The sequence below is a fragment of the Paractinoplanes ovalisporus genome (genome assembly GCF_016834655.1).
In the GTDB taxonomy this organism is placed as follows: domain Bacteria; phylum Actinomycetota; class Actinomycetes; order Mycobacteriales; family Micromonosporaceae; genus Actinoplanes; species Actinoplanes ovalisporus.
Genome location: NZ_JAENHP010000039.1, coordinates 20,013 through 36,423 on the forward strand (window position 1 = coordinate 20,013; position 16,411 = coordinate 36,423).

Below are 16,411 nucleotides of genomic sequence, written 5' to 3' on the forward strand. Positions count from 1 at the left end.
TCAGCCCTTCATCAGCTCCTCGATCACGGGCCCGGCCGGGACGATGCCGGTCGGGTTGAGCCACGGGTGCGTACGGAAGTAGTGGTTCTTGATCTGCCCGAAGTCGGTCGTCTCGCGGAAGGCGGGCAGGCCGTAGAGCTCCCGGAAGTAGCTGCCCAGGCGGGGATAGTCGGCGATCCGGCGCAGGTTCGCCTTGAAATGGGTGAAGTAGACGGTGTCGAAGCGGGCCAGCGTGACGTAGAACCGGATGTCGGGCTCGGTGAGCTGGTCGCCGAACAGGTAGCGGCGGCCGGCCAGCCGCTCCTCGAGCTGATCGAGCGCGGCGAAAAGCTGACCGACCTCCCGTTCGTACTCCTCCTGACCCCGGGCGAAGCCGCACCGGTACGGACCGTCGTGCACCCGGGTGAAGAGGAAGTCGTGGAACTCGTCGATCTCGCTCCGCAACCGTGCCGGGTAGAGGTCGATCTCGTTGGTGGCGTACTTGTCGAACGCGGTGGCCAGGTCGGTGCTCAACGTCCGGTAGTCGTTGCTGACGATCCGGCCGGTCTCGCGGTCCCAGAGGGCGGGCACCGAGACGTGGCTGTCGTACTCGGGATCGGTGGCCTGGTAGGCCTCGGACAGAAAGGCGAAGCCGTTCACCTCGTCCAACCCGTGTCCCGGGCCTTCGCGGAACGCCCACCCGCGGCCGTCGCGCAGCGGGTCCGCGACCGAGACGGTGACCGCGTCGCGCAGGCCCTTCAGGTGCAGCACGATCGAGGAGCGCTGCGAGAACGGGCACGGCGCGGCCACGTACAGGTGATAGCGCCCGGGCTCGGCCGGGAAACCGCTGGAGCCGTCGGCGGTGATCCGTTCGCGGAACGCCGGATCGCTGCGCTGCAGCGGCTTTCCGGCCCGGTTCTTGGGCAGATAGGGCCCGAATTCGTCGAAGTCGACCGGTGAAGCGGCGCGGGGGCTGACCGGCATGGTGGTGATACCTCCTGGAACAGGGGCGGCCGAAGGAGGGTTTCGGCGCCCGGGTGTGGCCGCGACCAGCGCGGCGGTGTACGGGTGGGATGGCTTCCGCAGGACCTCGGCGGCCGGCCCTTCGTCGACGGCCCGGCCGTGCCGCAGCACCAGCACCCGGTCCGCCACCCGGCTGATTGCACCGAGGTCGTGCGAGATGAACAGGCAGCCGAGCCCGAGTTCGGCCTGCACGTCGACGATGAGCTGCAGAATCTGGGCCTGCACGGCGGCGTCCAGCGCCGAGGCGGGCTCGTCGCAGATCAGGAGATCGGGCCGGACCACCAGGGCCCGGGCCAGGACAACCCGCTGGCACTCCCCGCCGGAGAGCTCCCGGGGGCGGCGGCGCAGCAAGGTGGTGGGCAGGTGGACGAGGTCGGCGGCCCGGAGCACGCGGGCGCGGCGTTCCGACCGGCCGGCCAACCCCAGCGCCCGCACCGGTTCGGCGATCGCGTCACCGGCCTTCATCTGCGGATCCAGGGCCGCGTAAGGGTCCTGGAAGACGAGCTGCACACGACGACGGAAGCCGCGCAGGCCGCCGCCGCGGAGACCGGCGAGGTCGTCGCCGTCGAACAGCACCCGGCCGGCCGTGGGCGTGGTGAGACGCAGCGCGAGTGCGGCCAGCGTGGACTTTCCGGCGCCGGACTCGCCGACGACCCCGAGGGTCTCACCGCTGTGAACCACCGCGCTGACCTCGTCGAGCGCCCGCACCGGAGTGCCGCCCCGCTGGGCCGGAGGGAAGCTGCGGCTGACCCGGTCCAGCCGGAGAAGAGGGGCCGTCCGCTCACGCGCCGCCGGTTGCACCCGTGGCCGCAATCGCGCGCTGCCCAGGTGCGGCGCGGCCGCCATCAGGGCCCGGGTGACCGGGTGGCGCCCCTCGGTGGCCAGCCGCCGGAGCGGACCGGCCTCGACCGTACGTCCCTCGGCCAGCACCACCCCCCACTCGGCCCGCTCGATCGCCAGGCCCACGTCATGGGTCACCAGGACCAGCGCGCGCCCGGTGCCGGTGGTCATGCCGGCCAGATCGTCCAGGATGCCGGCCTGCGCGATCATGTCGACGGCGCTGGTCGGCTCGTCGGCCAGGACCAGCTGCGGCTCGGCGGCCAGCGCGGCGGCGACCACGGCCCGCTGCCGCATCCCGCCGGAGAGTTCGTGCGGATAGCGGGCGGCCACGTTCTCCGGATCGGCCAGACCGGCGGCCCGGAGCAGGCCGACCGCCCGGCGGCGAGCTTCCGCCCGGCCGGCCCGGCCGTGGATCAGCAGCGCCTCGGCAACCTGGACGCCGATGGGCAGGACCGGGTTGAGCGCGACCGCCGGATCCTGCGGGATGGTGCCGATCCGCCGGCCGCGCAGCCGGCGCCGTTCATTCTCGTCCAGCCGGTGCAGGGCGAGACCGTCGAACCAGATCTCGCCGCCGGTCCGGGCCTGCGGCGGGAGAAGTCCGGTGATCGCGGCCACCAGCGTGCTCTTGCCGGCCCCGGACGGCCCCAGCACGGCCACGGTGGCACCCGCGGGGGCGTCGAGATCCACGCCCCGCAGGATCGGCGCGCCGGGCAGTGACACGGTCAGGTCACGGATCCGCAGCACGGGTTCGGCCGTCACTGCACGGCCAGCCGATCCTGCGCGGCCCGGCCGAGGGCGGTGGTGGCCAGCACGGTGACGGCTACGGCCACCCCCGGGAAGGTGCTCAGCCACCAGGCCTCGGCCAGGTTGGCCCGGCCGGCCGCGGCGAGGATGCCCCAGTCGGCGGCCGGCGGGCTGGGACCGAAGCCCAGGAAGCTGAGCGAGGACGACTCCAGCATGGCCACGCCGAAGCCGAGCACCGCCAGCGACAGGGCCGGGCCGCCGATGTTCGGCAACACGTGGCGCAGCAGCAGCCGGGCCGGGCGGACCCCGCTGACCGTGGCCGCCTTGATGTACGGGCGCGCACGCACCCGGAGCACGTCACCCCGGACCAGGCGGGCGAAGGTGGCGATGTTGGAGACACCCACCGCGACCGCCAGCCGGGTCGGTGAGCTGCCGAGCACCGCGACCGCACCCAGGGCGAGCAGCAACGCCGGGAAGGCGAGCATGATGTCGACCACCCGCATCAGCACCGCGTCGACGATCCCGCCGAACAGGCCGGAGACCAGCCCCACGAGCGAACCCGCGGCCAGGGCGAGCAGGGTGGCGGCGGCACCGACCACAAGGGACAGCCGGCTGCCGTGGATGATCCGGCTGAGCAGGTCACGGCCGAGCTCGTCGGTGCCGAGCAGGTGGCCGGGGCCGGGCGGAAGCAGGGCGGCCTCGGGAACGACGGCGTCGGGCGGGTGCGGGGCCAGCAGGCCGGGAACCAGCACACAGGCCAGCATAGTCAGCAGAACCAGGACGGCCATGGTGACCGCGGCCGGAGGCATCCGCCGGCGCGGATCGTCGGAGCGGCGCTGCAGCGCCGTGAGCAGCGTCATTTCCACACCGCCGCGGAGACGACCCGGGGGTCGAGATAGGTGTAGGCAACGTCGACGATCAGGCTGATCACGACCATCGTGATGCCGAGGAACGCGGCCACCCCCTGCAGCACCGGATAGTCGTGGTTCTGCAGCGCGTTGACGATCAGCCGGCCCAGGCCCGGCCGCCCGAAGATGGTCTCGGCGACGACACCGCCCCCGAGCAGACTGCCCACTGTGGTCCCGCTCAGGGTGACCACCGGCACGGCGGTGTTGCGCAGCATGTGCCGCAGCACCACGCGGGCCCGGGTGGCCCCCTTGGCCCGCGCCATGAGCACGTACGACTCCCGATCGGCGGTGCGCAGGCCCGAGCCCAGCACGTGCGCGACCACGCCGGCCAGGGGCAGCGCCAGCGTGACGGCCGGCAGGACGGTGGCGCCCGGCCCGGTGCTGCCCAGCGCCGGCACCAGCCCGAGCCGGAACGAGAACACCTGCAGCAGCAGCGTCGCCACCCAGTAGGCCGGCAACGCCATGGCCAGCACGGGGAGCCGCGACAGCATCGCCCGCAGGAGGCGGGACCGGGTCAGCTCGCCGAGCACGGCGCCGCCGGCGCCCAGCAGCAGCCCGAGGACGAGGGCGGTGCCGGCCAGAGCCAGGCTGGGCCCGGCCGCCTCGGCGACGAGCGCGGTGACCGGCTCGCCGGTCTGCAGCGACTTGCCGAGGTCACCCCGCAGCAGCGCCGCCAGGAAGGCCAGGTACTGATCCGGCAGGGGGCGGTCCAGACGCAGCTCGTGGCGCAGCACCGCCTCCCGCTCCGGATCGACGAAGGCGCCGCCGGTGCCCAGCATGATCTGCACCGGGTCGCCCGGGATCATGTGCACGATGCCGAAGGCCACGGTCACCACCCCGAGCAGCACCGGCACCGCCGAGAGCAACCGGCGACGCAACATCCGCCACCGGATCCCGGACCGGTCGCCCGGCCGGGTCCGCCACATCTACCGATCCACCCAGGTGTCGTAGAACTGCGGCAATCCCTGCGCGTCGAATCCGGCCCCGCGCACGCTCTTGTTCACCGCCAACAGGTAGGTCGGGTTGTAGACGGGAATGGCCAGGGCCTGGTCGGCGATCCGTTGCTGGGCCTCGTGATAGCTGTTCCGGCGAGCCTCCGGTTCGGTGGTCGCCGCCCCGGCCGCCAGGTCGCGGGCGAGTGCCTGGTCCGCGACGACCGGGGGCCGGCCTCCGGCCGACGACTGCAGGACCGTACGCATCACGTCCGCGTCGGCGCGCAGGAAGCTGATGTCGCTCATCTCCCAGTCGCCCTTGCTCTGTTTGGCGATCACGTCACCGACCGGCGCCGGTTCCAGGACCACCTCCACGCCGACCGCTTTGAGCTGCTGCTGCACCAGCTGAGCCAGCAGGTCGCGCTGTTCGCGGGCCGGTGCCACGTAACTCCAGCGCAGGGACAGCCGTTGGCCGTTCTTCGAACGGATGCCGCCCGGGCCCGCCACCCAGCCGGCCGCGTCGAGCAGCCGGGCCGCCTCGGCCGCCGAGGCCGGCTGCGCGGTCGCCACGTAATCCGGTGTGGTCGGCGTCAGGACGCTGCCGGCCGGGGCGTACCGGTCCTGGTAGAGGGTCTTGACGATCAGCGCCGGGTCGATCGCCCGGCTCACCGCCCGGCGCAGAGCGACGTCGTTCCAGGGTTCCTTGGCGCTGTTGACGAACAGGCTGTAGGCGATGCCGGCCTGCTCACGTTTGTGCACCGGAAAACCGTCCTGGTCGAGCGCGGCGGCGTCGCGCGGGGAGACCGCGCCGGCCGCGTCGACCTGCCCGCTGCGCAGGCTGCCACTGCGCACCCCGTTGTCCGAGGCGATCGTGACGACCACCTTCTCCAGGTACGCGTCGTCCTGATGGGCGGCGAACTTCGGCGCCCACCGGTAACCGGCCCGGCGGGCCAGGACCACCTGTTGCTGGGGCACGTAGTCGGCCACGGTGAAGGGGCCGCTGCCCACGACCGCGCGGCACGTGCTCGCCGGCCCGGCGGCGAACGACGCCGGGGCCTGGAGGCCGAGGAACGCGGTGGACGCGGCCTGGAGGAAGCCCGCGTTCGGCTGGCCGAAGCGCACCACCACGGTCCGTTCGTCGGACACGGTGGTGCCGGTGTAGCCGGCCAGCAGGCCGGCGGCCAGCAGCGACTTGGTGGCCGGGTCGACGATCCGGTCGAAGTTCGCCTTGACCGCGGCCGCGTCGACCGGTGACCCGTCGCTGAAGGTCGCGCCGGTCCGCAGCTTGAAGGTGAAGGCGGTAGCGCGCTGATCCACCGTCCACGACTCGGCCAGCCACGGGACCAGCGCACCGCCGGTGGGATCCTGCGCCACCAGCGAGTCGACCACGCCGCGGCCGGTGAGCAGAGCCGCGGCCGCGGGCGACTGCTGCGGGTCCAGGCAGCCCGGGTCGGTGTCGGTGGCGATCGTCAGCGTGCCGCCCCGCTTCGGCGTGGTGGAACCGCTGCTCGTCGGCTCCGCCGTGCATCCGGCCGCGAGCAGTGCGACTACGGCGGGCACGGCCAGGGCGCGTACGGGACGGCTTACGCCGTAACTCATGGTGCGGTCCTTTCGGTGGCGGAGCCGGGAGGGAGGCGCTGCGGCAGCACTTCCGGCGGGAACGGCGAGGGCGGGGGCGGACCGGTGGTGACGGTCAGCACCTGCCCGAGAACTCGGGGAGCCAGCAACCGGCCGGCCGGCGCGTCGAGGGTGTAGGACTTGAGCAGAGTCCGGGTGACGGCGGTGCGGTGCACGGCCGCCCGGCCGAGCCGGTCCATGTACCACCGTTGGAGCCGCAGCCCCGGCCCGGGCGGCGCTTCCGTGAGATAGCGGGCGTCCTGCCCGGAGGCGAACGCCCAGGCGTCGGCGGCGCACCGGGCCACGGCCCGCTGGAGGCGGGCGGCCAGATCCGGCGCCGACGCGTCGCGGGTCAGAACCGTCCGGACGACGGTTGCGGACTGGGCGGCCACCGACATGCCGTGCCCGTAGGCCGGGTTGAACGAGCGGGTCGCGTCGCCGAGCACCACCAGGCCGTCCGGGCCGAAGCCCCGCCGCTCGAAGTGCCGCCACCGGTTGGCCAGCTTGCGGAATCCCCGGATCGGGCCGAGCGGGATGGCCTGGGCCAGCGCCTCGGCCAGAACCGGGTGCCGCAGCCCGGCGGTGAAGGCGTCGAAACCGGGTTCGTCGGTCGGCGGGTTCTGCCCCCGTACGCCGGACAGGCTGAGCAGCCAGCGATCGTCCTCGACCGGCAGCAGCACGCCTCCGCGGCCGGTGCCGGCCGGGTCGGCCTGGAGGTAGATCGCTCCGAACTGCCGCCAGGCGTCGGGAAGGCGCAGGGCGCGGGTGGCGTATCCGACCCCGGCGTCCACGACTGTCGTCGGTACCGGTGTGGTGCCCAGCTCGGCCAGCCACGCGGTCACGGCCGAGGTGGCCCCGGTCGCGTCGACGACCAATGTGGCCGGTTCCTCGCGGACGGCTCCGGTGGTGCGGTCGCGCAGCCGGGCCCCTCTGACCCGGGTGGCGTCGCCGATGAGCCCCACCACCTCCGTACCGGCCCGTAGTTCGATCTTCCCGTCGGTCCGCAGCCGCTCCCGGACCACCGAGTCGATGAGCGACCGGGTGGCGCTGAGCAGGAACTGGGCCTCCGGAATCGGGGGCAGCCAGCCGTGCGGGCTGAGGGTGTGCACCTGCGCCGGCATGCTGAGCCGGTGGGCACCGGCCGCCACCAGAGCCGCCGTGGTGCCCGGCAGGAGCGTATCGATCCAGCGGGCGCCGGAACCGAGGAGCAGGTGCGCGTGGGCGGCCTGCGGCAGACCGGGCCGCCGGTCGGTGGCCGAGCCGGTGATGTGGTCGCGTTCGACCAGGGTGACGCGGTCGAAGAACGGTGTCAGGGCGGCCGCGGTGGTGCTGCCGGCCATGCCCGCGCCGAGGACCAGCGCCCGCCGGGAGGTCAGATCTTCCGCCACGGCGAGACACCCTCCGCTCGGAACCGCCGGTGGAGGAGGACTATGTAGGTCAGGTCGAGGATCACCTCGGCCACGATCATCTGGTGGAGCAACCAGCGGTCCGGGTAGAAGATGATCAGCCCGATCCCGCCCGAGACGTCCACGACCATCTTGAGGATGGCGATGTACATGGTCTGGCCCGCCGTGGATCCGCGGGTCAGCAGCATCTTGATGAACATCGCCTCCATGAAGACGACGACGAACACCGTGGTGTAGACGCCCAGTTCGTCGTCGAACTCCCGGGTCGCCAGCGGCATGAAGGTCAGGGCGAACAGGCTCCAGCCGGCGATCGTCCAGGCGTATCCCCGGCCGGACAGCGAGGGGAAGTCGCGGCGGCCGGACCGGACGGCCAGGTAGAGGATCACCAGGTTGAGCGGCAACCAGAAGTAGAGCGTGATCCGCATCTGCGGGTAGATCGGGTAGATGAACGCGTACGTGATCTCCCAGGCGACGTTCGCGCAGACCGCGAGGACCGGGATGGCCGGCACCTTCTCCTTGATCTCGAGGCGCAGCATCATGATGTAGACCGCGAACGTGCAGATGCCGACGATCGCGAAGGCGACGGTCGGTACCAGTGCGTCGGCATTCTGGCGGGGATCCATCACCGGCGGCAGCTCAGCCCCCAGGGTCATCATGCTCACGTGTGGGACACCTCGGGCATCGGCCGGGCTCGCTCGGCGAAGTGTTCGCTGAGGCGTTGCCATACGAACAGGACGGTGTAGAACAGCACGGGCAGAAGGCCACCGACGACGGCCGCGGTCAGTCCGTACCGCGCCGCGGCCGCGGCCAGCAGCCCGGCCGGAACCAGATAGCCGGTGGCCGCGGCGTGCACCGTCGCACTGCGCGCGATGCGGTTGGCCTGCACCGGGTCGTCGGCCGAGGGCGGGTCCCGCAACAGCTTGCGACAGAGCAGGACGGCCATCGGCGCGGTCGCGAGCAGCACGAGGCCGGCGAGCAGCGGCACAGTTCCGGTCACGGTGACCACGGCGAGAACCAGGTAAGCGGCGACCTGCAGTCCGGTGAAGAGCCAGGCCGCGCGTCCGGGGCCGAGGGTGTTCGGCAGGGTCAGTTTGCCGACCGACCGGTCCGATTCCCGGTCGCAGAAGTTCATCACCATCATCCGGGCGGTCATCACCAGGAACAGGAAGGCGGTGACGGCGAGCAGCAGCGGCGGCAGCGTGCCGATCTGCAGCAGACAGGCGAGGGCGGGGCACAGGACGGTCAGCACGGCCGCGGTGGTCACCTCGCCGGCCGCGCGGTAGTTCAGGCGGATCGGCGGCGCGGTGTAGAACCAGGCCAGGGCCACGATCGCCACGCAGAGGAGCCGGGTGGCCGGCGTCGGCATGAACGCGACCTGGGCGATCGAGACGAACAGCAGCACGAAGGCCGCGGACAGGCTGACCCGGGCCGGCAGCAGACCCTGCGCGAGCACCTGACTGCCCCCGGTCCAGGCGGTCGGGCCGGTGTGCGCGCTGTCCGCCTCGAGGTCGAAGTACTCGTTGCAGTACTGGGTCATCAGGTGGGTGGTGGACACGAACGCCTGGGCCACCAGCCACGGACCGATCAGGAAGGGATGCCCCAGGTAGACCACCACGGCGATGCCGCAGGTCACGGTCAGCACGCTCTCCAGCAGGAACTTCGGCCGGCCGAGCCGGATCAGCAGGACGAGGTCACGCGTGGCGCTCATCGGTTGGTCCAGGGCCGGTCCGGTTGGTAGAGCCGGGCGTCGGTCCCGGCCTCGAAGGGAGCGCCGGCCGGCAGGTTGATCAGTTCCAGGTGCATGCCCCACGGCGTGGTGAAGTAGACCCACCGGTCGCCGGCGATCGGGCCGTCCTCGATGGTCTCCGGCTTACCGAGGATCGTCACTCCCGGCTGCTGTTCCAGGAAGGCCACGGCCAGATCCACGTCGTCGACGTGGATGGCCAGGTGGTGACCGCCCCAGTCGCTGTTGCGGGGCAGTGTCTGCCGCTGGTCGGGGGAGTCGTACTCGAACAGCTCGAGATTGCTGACCGGGCCCAGCCGGAGCATCGCGATGCGGGCGACCGCGTCGGGGTGCACACCCAGCTTCCGGGTCATCCAGCCGCTGCCGTCCGGGTCGTCCACCCGGTCGAGCTGATAAACCAGTTCGGCCCCGATCACCTCGACGAAGAACCGGACCGCCTGAGCGAGGTCGGGCACCGTGTATGCGACGTGGTGCACCGCGCGGGCGCCGGGAAGGCCGATCGGATTCTGTGTCTCAGAGGACATTCGCGTACTCCTGGTTGGGAATGGCGCTCATCAGGGTCAGTCCGCCGTCGATGGTCAGGGTGGCGCCGGTGATGTAGGCGGCGTCGGGATGCAGCAGGTGGGCCACGAGAGCGGCCACCTCCCGGGCCCGGCCGGGCCGTCCGGCCGGGATCGCGGGCCGGTTGATCTCGGTCGCGTCGACGTCGTCGGGAACACCGTTCATCGGCGTCGCGGTCTCGCCCGGGCCGACCGCGTTGACGCTGATGCCGTGCCCGGCCAGTTCCAGCGCCATCACCCGGGTCAGTTGCAGAAGCCCGCCCTTGGCGGCGCAGTAGGCCGAGCCGCCGCGGATGGGCACGGCGTCGTGCACCGACGTGACGTTGACGATGCGGCCCCCGCGCCCCTGCGCCACCATCGTCCGCGCGGCGGCCTGGGCACAGGCGAACGGACCGGTGAGATCCACCGTGAGCAGCTCGGTCCAGCCGTCGAGCGTCTCGTCGAGGAAGTTCGACCGGCGGTTCACCGCGGCGTTGTTGACGAAGGCATCCAGGCCGCCGAGCTCCTCGGCCGTACGGCTGATCGCGGCCGCGGCCGCGGCCGGTTCCCGGTGCTCCAGGGCGAACGGCACGGCGCGCTGCCCGGCGGCCCGGACGGATGCGACGACCTCGTCGGCCGCGACCCGGTTCGTCCGGTAGCCCACGCCGACGTCGAAGCCCTGCCCGGCCAGGTAGAGCGCGGTGGCCTTGCCGATACCGGAGCTGGCACCGGTCACGATCACGATCGGATTCGTCACGTGCGCACCTCGTATCCCGCGTCGTCGAGGCTCGCCGCCCCGAGATAGCCGTAGATGGTCCGAGTGGTGACACCCGGATCGGTCCGGTAGCCGTGCCACTCACCTTCGGGCACCAGAACCGCGTCGCCGGGACCGAGCCGGACCGGGCCGAACTCGGTCAGATGCTCGCCGCTGCCCTCGACGACCAGGAAGAACTCCTCGGCCGAGGCGTGCCGGTGCAGTTCGTGCCGTCCGTCCGCCGCGAACGTCGAGGTGGCCACGACCAGGGCGGTGCTGCCCGAGGGACCCGCACCGACCAGCCACCGCACCCGCATGTCGGCGAAGCCGCCGCCGGCGTCGAGCAGGTCCGACGAGGCCCGCCCGCTCTCCGGTGCCGGCCGGGCCTGGACCACGAGCGCCCGCGCACCGTCCGGGTCGGCCACGAGACCGGCGCGGTCACCGGGCCGGACGAACCGGGCGGCGCCCGCTTCCAGCCCGGACAGCCGGCCGGTCAGGACGACCACGGCCGACTCCATGCCCTCGACGGCCTCCGGGACGGCCTGACCGGGGGACAGCTCGATCAGGTCCACCCGGCCGTGGCGACCGGTCAGCCGCCCGGTGCGGTCGTTCACCCGCTCCGGTCGCTTCATTCCGGTCCACCCGGCGCGGTGAGATCCAGAACGACCTTCGGCCGGGCACCGCGGTCGCCGGCCAGCCGGGCGAAGGCCTCGGCGCACCGGTCCACCGGCACGGCCGCCGCGAGCAGTCCGGCACCATCGAGGACACCGTCGGCGAAGAGCTGGATGACGTCCGGATAGTGGTTGATGCCGTGCTGGATGCCCAGCACCGACAGGCCGCGCAGCGCCACGTCGGCCGGGGTGACGGCCACCGCCTCGTAGGCCACCCCGACCACTGCTACCCGCCCGCCCGGCTCGGTGAGCTCGAGGGCCTGCCGGAACGCCGCGGGCGCGCCGGACGCCTCGATCACCAGGGAGAACCCGGGAACGGCGGCTCCGGTGGACACGGAGAGGGCGCCGTACCGTTCGGCCGCGGCCAGCCCGGCCGGTTCCACTCCGACGGCGGTCACCGTCGCGGTCGCCCGCCGCGCCAGCTGCACCGCGAGCAGCCCGATCGTGCCGGTGCCGAGCACCGCCACCCGGTCCGCCGGTCCGGCCGACGCCCGGGCCAGGGCCTCGGCGACGGTGACCGCAGGCTCGACCAGTGTCGTCCACGGCTGGGCGATCCGGGGCGGGATCCGGTGCAGGGCGTGGCCGGGAAGACGGATGTAGCCGGCCGCGGCGCCGGGTTGCCCGTAGAGACCGACCTCGCGCATGCGCCGGCACTGTTGCCGGCGGCCACGCGCGCAGGTCCCACATCCGCCGCAGGGGATCATCGTCTGCCCGACGACCTGGTCTCCCGGCGCGAGGTGGGACACGTCCCCGGCGGTGGCCACCACCTCGCCCCACCACTCGTGCCCGAAGACGTGCGGGTAACCGGCCCGGCCCGTCCGCAGATAGCCGGACGTCCCCTCGAAGAGCTCCAGGTCGGTGCCGCAGAGTCCGACGTAGTGCGGACGGACCAGGACCTCACCGGGAACCGGCCGTGGTATCGGCAACCGGATCTGTTCCAGCCGGTGCGGGCCCACCAGTGCGGTCGCCGTCATCGACCCGTCCGGCCAGCCATCCGCGACGGGCTGAAGGCTCAGCTGCTGGGTGCTGGTCACGCGACCGGCCGCCTCGCCGGCAGCATCCGGGCCGTCTCCCGGTCCACCACGGCGATCCGGAGCAGGTCCAGCGGGCCGTCGAGCACACTGAGGGCGGGCCGGTCACCGGCGGGCACCAGGATCACGTGCCCGGCCCTCAGTTCGTCGCTCTCGCCGGTCAGGCCGGCCCGTCCCCGGCAGATCACCCAGGCCGTCTCGTGCCCGTCGGCCTCGGCGAGCTCGAGGTGGTCGCCCGTGCTCAGTCGCAGATGGTCGATCGCCTGGCATTCGCTGTGCAGCATGCCCCGCCGGGCCAGGCAGCGCACGAGCCGGGTGTGTCCCGGATCCGCGGTCAGCCCGGCCGGGGCGTCCCCCGTGGTGACGATCATTCCGGCTCCCCTCCGGTCACCAGTAGTTCCAGCACGTACAGTTCGAGACCGTCCGGTCCCGCGGTGAGGGTGGCGCCGGTCCCCAGCGGCAGGGTCAGCGACACCTCCGGGGCGAGCGCGGCCGAGGCCGTACCGGAGGTTGCGCGGCCGGAGCCGTCGATGACGAAATAGGTCAGCTCGCGACCCTCGGCCCCCACCGTGTCGGACTGCCCGGGCGCGAGCCGCTGCCGGGCGATCCGCTGCAGCGGACCGGTCAGGACGGACCGGGGATCGATCTCGCCCGGTTCCCCCAGATGGAACACTCTGGCTGCGCTCATCGCCTCGTTCCTCTCCGCTCGCGCCGGCCCCCGTCCGAACACGGCGGCCGTCGCCGGGCCCAGCAGTTCCACGACGAGCCAGCTCAGCGGCTCCGGGCCGGTATTGAGCAGGCCGTGCCGGGTGCCGAGCCCGGTCAGCACCACGTCGCCCGGGCCGACCCGGGTGTGCCGGCCGTTCAGGATGATCTCGCCGTGCCCGGTCAGGACGATGTAGACCTCTTCGGTCCGGGTGTGCAGGTGTTCCCCGCTGAGGCCGCCCGGAGGCAGGCGGGCCCACTCGACCGCCTCCCACGCGCCGGCCAGCTCGGACCCGCGGGCGAAGCACTTCCACCAGGACACGCCCGCGGCGCCGTGGACGTCGTGGACCTCGGCCGGTGCGGCCGCGTCGGCGACGATCATGTCGGCACCGCCTCGCACCGCCGCTGCCGCACTGCCCGGCGCAGCTCCTCTTCGGAGACATCGTTCAGGAAGACGGCGGTGCCGATGCCGACCGGTACCGGCAGGCGCTGACGTCCGTCCCGGTGGCGCACCGTGTCGGCCATCGCCCGCCGGAGCAGCTCGTCGTCGAGCAGGTCGTGGCCGGTGGGCAGGGCGAGCCGCTCCAGCAGGTCCAGGATCCGCCGCTCGGCCTTGTCGGCCAGCAACCCGCGACCGGCCGCCAAGGTGGTGAAGAGGGCGATGTCGACCGCGACGGACTCTCCGTGCAGAAGGTCTCCGCGGGCGCGCATCTCGAGCGCGGGCCCGACCGAGTGACCGAAGTCGACCAGGCGGTCCAGGTCGTGCTCCCACAGGTTCGGCTCGAGCTCGGCGAGCATGCCGTGCACGGCCCGCTGGAGCACCAGCCGGGCCACCCGATCGCCGGTGGGGGAGGAGCCCTGGAACTTCTCCTCGATCAGGAGTTCGCCGTACTCCTCCAGCAGTTCGAAGAGCTGCTCGTCGCGTACCACAGCGAGTTTGACGATCTCGGCCATGCCGTTGCGCAGGTGCCGTTCGTCGAGTGTGGCCAGGAACCGGCGGTCGATCAGGACGCCGGCCGGCTGCTGGAAGGTGCCCAGGCGGTTCTTGTAAGCGCCGTGGTTGACGGCGGTCTTGGCGCCGATGGCCGCGTCGACCTGCCCGAGCAGGGTGGTCGGGACCCGGACGTGCGGGACGCCCCGCCGGTACATCGAGGTGGCGACGCCGACCAGATCGAGCAGGGCTCCGCCGCCGAACGTGATGACCGGTTCGCGGCGCCGGTCGAGTCCGAAGCGGTCGAACTCGGCGACCACGGCGAGCACGGTGTCCATGACCTTGGCCGGCTCACCGGCGGGGAGCACCACGTATTGGCATTCCAGACCGTGCCGCTCGAAATACTCGCGGATTCGCGAACCGTGTAAGGCGTTCACATTTTCGTCGAGCACGGCAATTCGTCGTCGGGAACGGAATTCCGTACGGTTTCCGCACCGTAAGAGATCTGAACCTGCGGGATCGAGAATGTCGTCGACGAACGCGACTTCATAGTCGGAGAGTGCTTGGGCGCGGACACGGTAGACCTCGGGTGATGTCATCTGTTCCAAGCTTCGCTGTCGGGGCGGCCAGCGGATGAGCGGGCGCGACGGGCGAGAGAGCGTCGGCCCGGCTCGACTGGCCGAGGCGGCAAACGGAGGGAAAAGTCCACTTTGCCGGGCAAGTCGCGCACGTTTCGTCGCACGCTGACCTCGGAGCGTCGTCTCCGCGTCAGCGTGGATCCTGGTTCGGCCTCGCCCCAGAAGTGGCCGAAGTTTTTGGATGTGTCAAAAATCTTACGTATTTACGCAGGTCATTTCTTGCTCCCCCGTGGTAGATGGGCCGCTTCGGGCGACCGAGTCAAGCAAGTCAATCTCGCCGCTCGGCAGGCTAATTGTTTCGGGGTGGCCTTGGCAACAGCCTGCACACGATTGCGGGCCGCCCGGCAAGGCGGGCGGCCCGTGGTTGAGTGCCGACGAAAAGCGCTATGGGGCAGCGCTCAACTGGCGGTATTCGATTCTTCGAAACGGCGGCGCCGGTGGGCGGGGCGGCCGTCAAGGCCGTAACTGTCGCGTTTGTGTGGTGTGTATCACTCTCAGTACGTGCGTCGTACCACGAAGTTGCACACCGACAAGAGAGCGTCGCGAGCCGGACCGTCCGGCACGTCGGCCAGGCTGCGTTCCGCCTCGGCCGCGTGCCTCCGCAGATCGTCGTACGTCTGCTCCAGCGCCGGTGACGAGCGCAGCAGGCGGAGAGCCTCCTGGCGCAGGCCCGGGTCGCTGACCGCGCCGGCCGACAGGATCTCGGCGAGCCGGTCGGCGTGGCTGTCCCCGGCGGCCAGGGCGCGCAGGATCGGTAGCGTCCGGACCCCCTGCTGAAGGTCGATCCCGCGGGTCTTTCCGAAGTCGGCCGTGTCCGCGACGATGTCGAGCAGGTCGTCCGAGATCTGGAAGGCCACACCGAGTGCTTCGCCGAACCCGGCCAGGCCGGCGGCCGTCCGTTCGCCGGTCTCGCCACACACGGCGCCGGCCCAGGCAGCGAAGGCGAACAGGGCCGCGGACTTGTCCGAGGCCACGCGCAGATATTGCTCGGCCGGGCTCTCGCCGCGCCGCGGCGACGCGCCCTCGGTGGCCTGCCCGCGCACCAGGCGGGTCAGCGTCAAGCCCTGGCGGCGTACAAAATCGGTGCTGATCTCGAGGCCGGTCGAGGCGGCGATGCCCAGCAGGTGGTTGCCGATCAGCACCGCCAGCCGGTTGCCCCACAGGCTGTTCGCGCTCGGCACACCGTGGCGGATCGTCGCGGAGTCCATCACGTCGTCGTGGTAGAGCGTGGCCACGTGCACCAGTTCCGCCGCGACGGCCGCGCACACCACCTTTCGCTGGTCCGGGCGGCCGGTGTGCGCGGCGAGGGTGACGAGAAGGGGTCGCAGGCGCTTGCCGCCCGCCCTGATCAAGTGGCCGGCCGCCTCGTTCAGCCAGGGGTCGGGGGTGTCGCTGATGCGCCGGCGGAGCTCGGCCTCGACCTCGGCCAGGGTGGTGCGGATCTGCGCGGTCAGTGCCGGCTCGAAGGACCCGACCAGGGCGCGTACGTCGAACTGCCCGGTCGCCGCGCCGGCGAGCGGGGTTGCGGCCCGGGTCATCCGGCCACCCGCAGGTGCTCGACGGGTGCGGTGCTGCGATCGGCCCGCCCGGTCAGCTCCTTGATCCCGTCCAGCAGGGCCAGGACCGCCCGGGCCGACGGCAGGACCATCGCGCCCTCCGGGGTCAGCTGGGCGCCGTCCGGGTGCCGGAAGAACAGACGCGTGCCGAGCTGCTGCTCCAGGCACTTGATCTGGTAGCTGATCGCGGGTTGTGAGTAGCCGAGTGAGGTGGCGGCGTGGTCCATGCGGCCTGCTTCGACTATTGCGACGAATGCCCGCAATTCCCGCTCATGCATCGATTCAATCCCCCGTGGTCGTGTGCATGCCCCGGCCCTGGGCGCCCCCGCCCGCGCCGGTCGGTCTCATGTTCTGAACGAGCTTCGCTCACCACCCGGATCAGACCGCTATCGC

At 72.0% G+C, this 16,411-nt stretch carries 16 protein-coding genes; all 16 read right to left on the reverse strand.

Annotated features, from left to right (window positions below; translation table 11 throughout):
• Positions 1-2,601 carry an ATP-binding cassette domain-containing protein gene (locus JIG36_RS49900; protein ID WP_203383986.1) on the reverse strand — a complete coding sequence of 867 codons (2,601 nt, stop codon included), beginning with the start codon at positions 2,599-2,601 and terminating at the stop codon, positions 1-3.
• A complete protein-coding gene (locus tag JIG36_RS49905) occupies positions 2,598-3,446 on the reverse strand; it encodes an ABC transporter permease (protein ID WP_203383987.1) in 849 nt (282 codons plus the stop codon). The genes JIG36_RS49900 and JIG36_RS49905 overlap by 4 nt, the downstream gene beginning before the upstream one ends.
• Positions 3,443-4,420, reverse strand: coding sequence for an ABC transporter permease (locus JIG36_RS49910; protein ID WP_203383988.1), 978 nt, complete (start codon positions 4,418-4,420; stop codon positions 3,443-3,445). The genes JIG36_RS49905 and JIG36_RS49910 overlap by 4 nt, the downstream gene beginning before the upstream one ends.
• Positions 4,421-6,025 carry an ABC transporter substrate-binding protein gene (locus JIG36_RS49915; RefSeq protein ID WP_203383989.1) on the reverse strand — a complete coding sequence of 535 codons (1,605 nt, stop codon included), beginning with the start codon at positions 6,023-6,025 and terminating at the stop codon, positions 4,421-4,423. It lies immediately after the preceding gene.
• A complete protein-coding gene (locus tag JIG36_RS49920; RefSeq protein WP_203383990.1) occupies positions 6,022-7,431 on the reverse strand; it encodes an FAD-dependent oxidoreductase in 1,410 nt (469 codons plus the stop codon). The genes JIG36_RS49915 and JIG36_RS49920 overlap by 4 nt, the downstream gene beginning before the upstream one ends.
• Positions 7,416-8,105, reverse strand: coding sequence for a transmembrane-type terpene cyclase (locus JIG36_RS49925; RefSeq protein ID WP_438870818.1), 690 nt, complete (start codon positions 8,103-8,105; stop codon positions 7,416-7,418). Before JIG36_RS49925 ends, JIG36_RS49920 begins: the two co-directional genes overlap by 16 nt.
• Before the next feature lie 2 nt (positions 8,106-8,107).
• Complete coding sequence (locus tag JIG36_RS49930) at positions 8,108-9,157, reverse strand: prenyltransferase (RefSeq protein ID WP_203383992.1); 1,050 nt, start codon at positions 9,155-9,157, stop codon at positions 8,108-8,110.
• On the reverse strand, positions 9,154-9,717 hold the full coding sequence (locus JIG36_RS49935) for a VOC family protein (RefSeq protein ID WP_236050091.1): 564 nt from the start codon (positions 9,715-9,717) through the stop codon (positions 9,154-9,156). Before JIG36_RS49935 ends, JIG36_RS49930 begins: the two co-directional genes overlap by 4 nt.
• On the reverse strand, positions 9,707-10,489 hold the full coding sequence (locus tag JIG36_RS49940) for an SDR family oxidoreductase (protein ID WP_307873242.1): 783 nt from the start codon (positions 10,487-10,489) through the stop codon (positions 9,707-9,709). Before JIG36_RS49940 ends, JIG36_RS49935 begins: the two co-directional genes overlap by 11 nt.
• The gene (locus JIG36_RS49945; protein ID WP_203383993.1) at positions 10,486-11,118 is read right to left on the reverse strand and encodes a cupin domain-containing protein; all 633 of its coding nucleotides are present in this window, start codon (positions 11,116-11,118) and stop codon (positions 10,486-10,488) included. The genes JIG36_RS49940 and JIG36_RS49945 overlap by 4 nt, the downstream gene beginning before the upstream one ends.
• On the reverse strand, positions 11,115-12,191 hold the full coding sequence (locus JIG36_RS49950) for a zinc-dependent alcohol dehydrogenase (RefSeq protein ID WP_203383994.1): 1,077 nt from the start codon (positions 12,189-12,191) through the stop codon (positions 11,115-11,117). Before JIG36_RS49950 ends, JIG36_RS49945 begins: the two co-directional genes overlap by 4 nt.
• On the reverse strand, positions 12,188-12,559 hold the full coding sequence (locus JIG36_RS49955) for a hypothetical protein (RefSeq protein WP_203383995.1): 372 nt from the start codon (positions 12,557-12,559) through the stop codon (positions 12,188-12,190). Before JIG36_RS49955 ends, JIG36_RS49950 begins: the two co-directional genes overlap by 4 nt.
• Positions 12,556-13,275 (reverse strand): cupin domain-containing protein, encoded by a 720-nt coding sequence (locus JIG36_RS49960; protein WP_203383996.1) that lies wholly within the window; start codon positions 13,273-13,275, stop codon positions 12,556-12,558. The genes JIG36_RS49955 and JIG36_RS49960 overlap by 4 nt, the downstream gene beginning before the upstream one ends.
• The gene (locus JIG36_RS49965) at positions 13,272-14,423 is read right to left on the reverse strand and encodes a sedoheptulose 7-phosphate cyclase (protein ID WP_203383997.1); all 1,152 of its coding nucleotides are present in this window, start codon (positions 14,421-14,423) and stop codon (positions 13,272-13,274) included. Before JIG36_RS49965 ends, JIG36_RS49960 begins: the two co-directional genes overlap by 4 nt.
• A gap of 533 nt (positions 14,424-14,956) precedes the next feature.
• On the reverse strand, positions 14,957-16,000 hold the full coding sequence (locus JIG36_RS49970) for a polyprenyl synthetase family protein (RefSeq protein ID WP_203383998.1): 1,044 nt from the start codon (positions 15,998-16,000) through the stop codon (positions 14,957-14,959).
• The gene (locus tag JIG36_RS49975) at positions 15,997-16,296 is read right to left on the reverse strand and encodes a LysR family transcriptional regulator (protein WP_203383999.1); all 300 of its coding nucleotides are present in this window, start codon (positions 16,294-16,296) and stop codon (positions 15,997-15,999) included. Before JIG36_RS49975 ends, JIG36_RS49970 begins: the two co-directional genes overlap by 4 nt.
• Positions 16,297-16,411 lie beyond the last annotated feature (115 nt).

Coding starts and splice junctions, on each gene's coding strand:
- JIG36_RS49935 (WP_236050091.1), bottom strand. CDS start 9,717: ATGTCCTCTGAGACACAGAATCCGATCGGCCTTCCCGGCGCCCGCGCG.
- JIG36_RS49930 (WP_203383992.1), bottom strand. CDS start 9,157: ATGAGCGCCACGCGTGACCTCGTCCTGCTGATCCGGCTCGGCCGGCCG.
- JIG36_RS49975 (WP_203383999.1), bottom strand. CDS start 16,296: ATGCATGAGCGGGAATTGCGGGCATTCGTCGCAATAGTCGAAGCAGGC.
- JIG36_RS49905 (WP_203383987.1), bottom strand. CDS start 3,446: ATGACGCTGCTCACGGCGCTGCAGCGCCGCTCCGACGATCCGCGCCGG.
- JIG36_RS49955 (WP_203383995.1), bottom strand. CDS start 12,559: ATGATCGTCACCACGGGGGACGCCCCGGCCGGGCTGACCGCGGATCCG.
- JIG36_RS49960 (WP_203383996.1), bottom strand. CDS start 13,275: ATGATCGTCGCCGACGCGGCCGCACCGGCCGAGGTCCACGACGTCCAC.
- JIG36_RS49915 (WP_203383989.1), bottom strand. CDS start 6,025: ATGAGTTACGGCGTAAGCCGTCCCGTACGCGCCCTGGCCGTGCCCGCC.
- JIG36_RS49945 (WP_203383993.1), bottom strand. CDS start 11,118: ATGAAGCGACCGGAGCGGGTGAACGACCGCACCGGGCGGCTGACCGGT.
- JIG36_RS49970 (WP_203383998.1), bottom strand. CDS start 16,000: ATGACCCGGGCCGCAACCCCGCTCGCCGGCGCGGCGACCGGGCAGTTC.
- JIG36_RS49965 (WP_203383997.1), bottom strand. CDS start 14,423: ATGACATCACCCGAGGTCTACCGTGTCCGCGCCCAAGCACTCTCCGAC.
- JIG36_RS49925 (WP_438870818.1), bottom strand. CDS start 8,105: ATGATGACCCTGGGGGCTGAGCTGCCGCCGGTGATGGATCCCCGCCAG.
- JIG36_RS49910 (WP_203383988.1), bottom strand. CDS start 4,420: ATGTGGCGGACCCGGCCGGGCGACCGGTCCGGGATCCGGTGGCGGATG.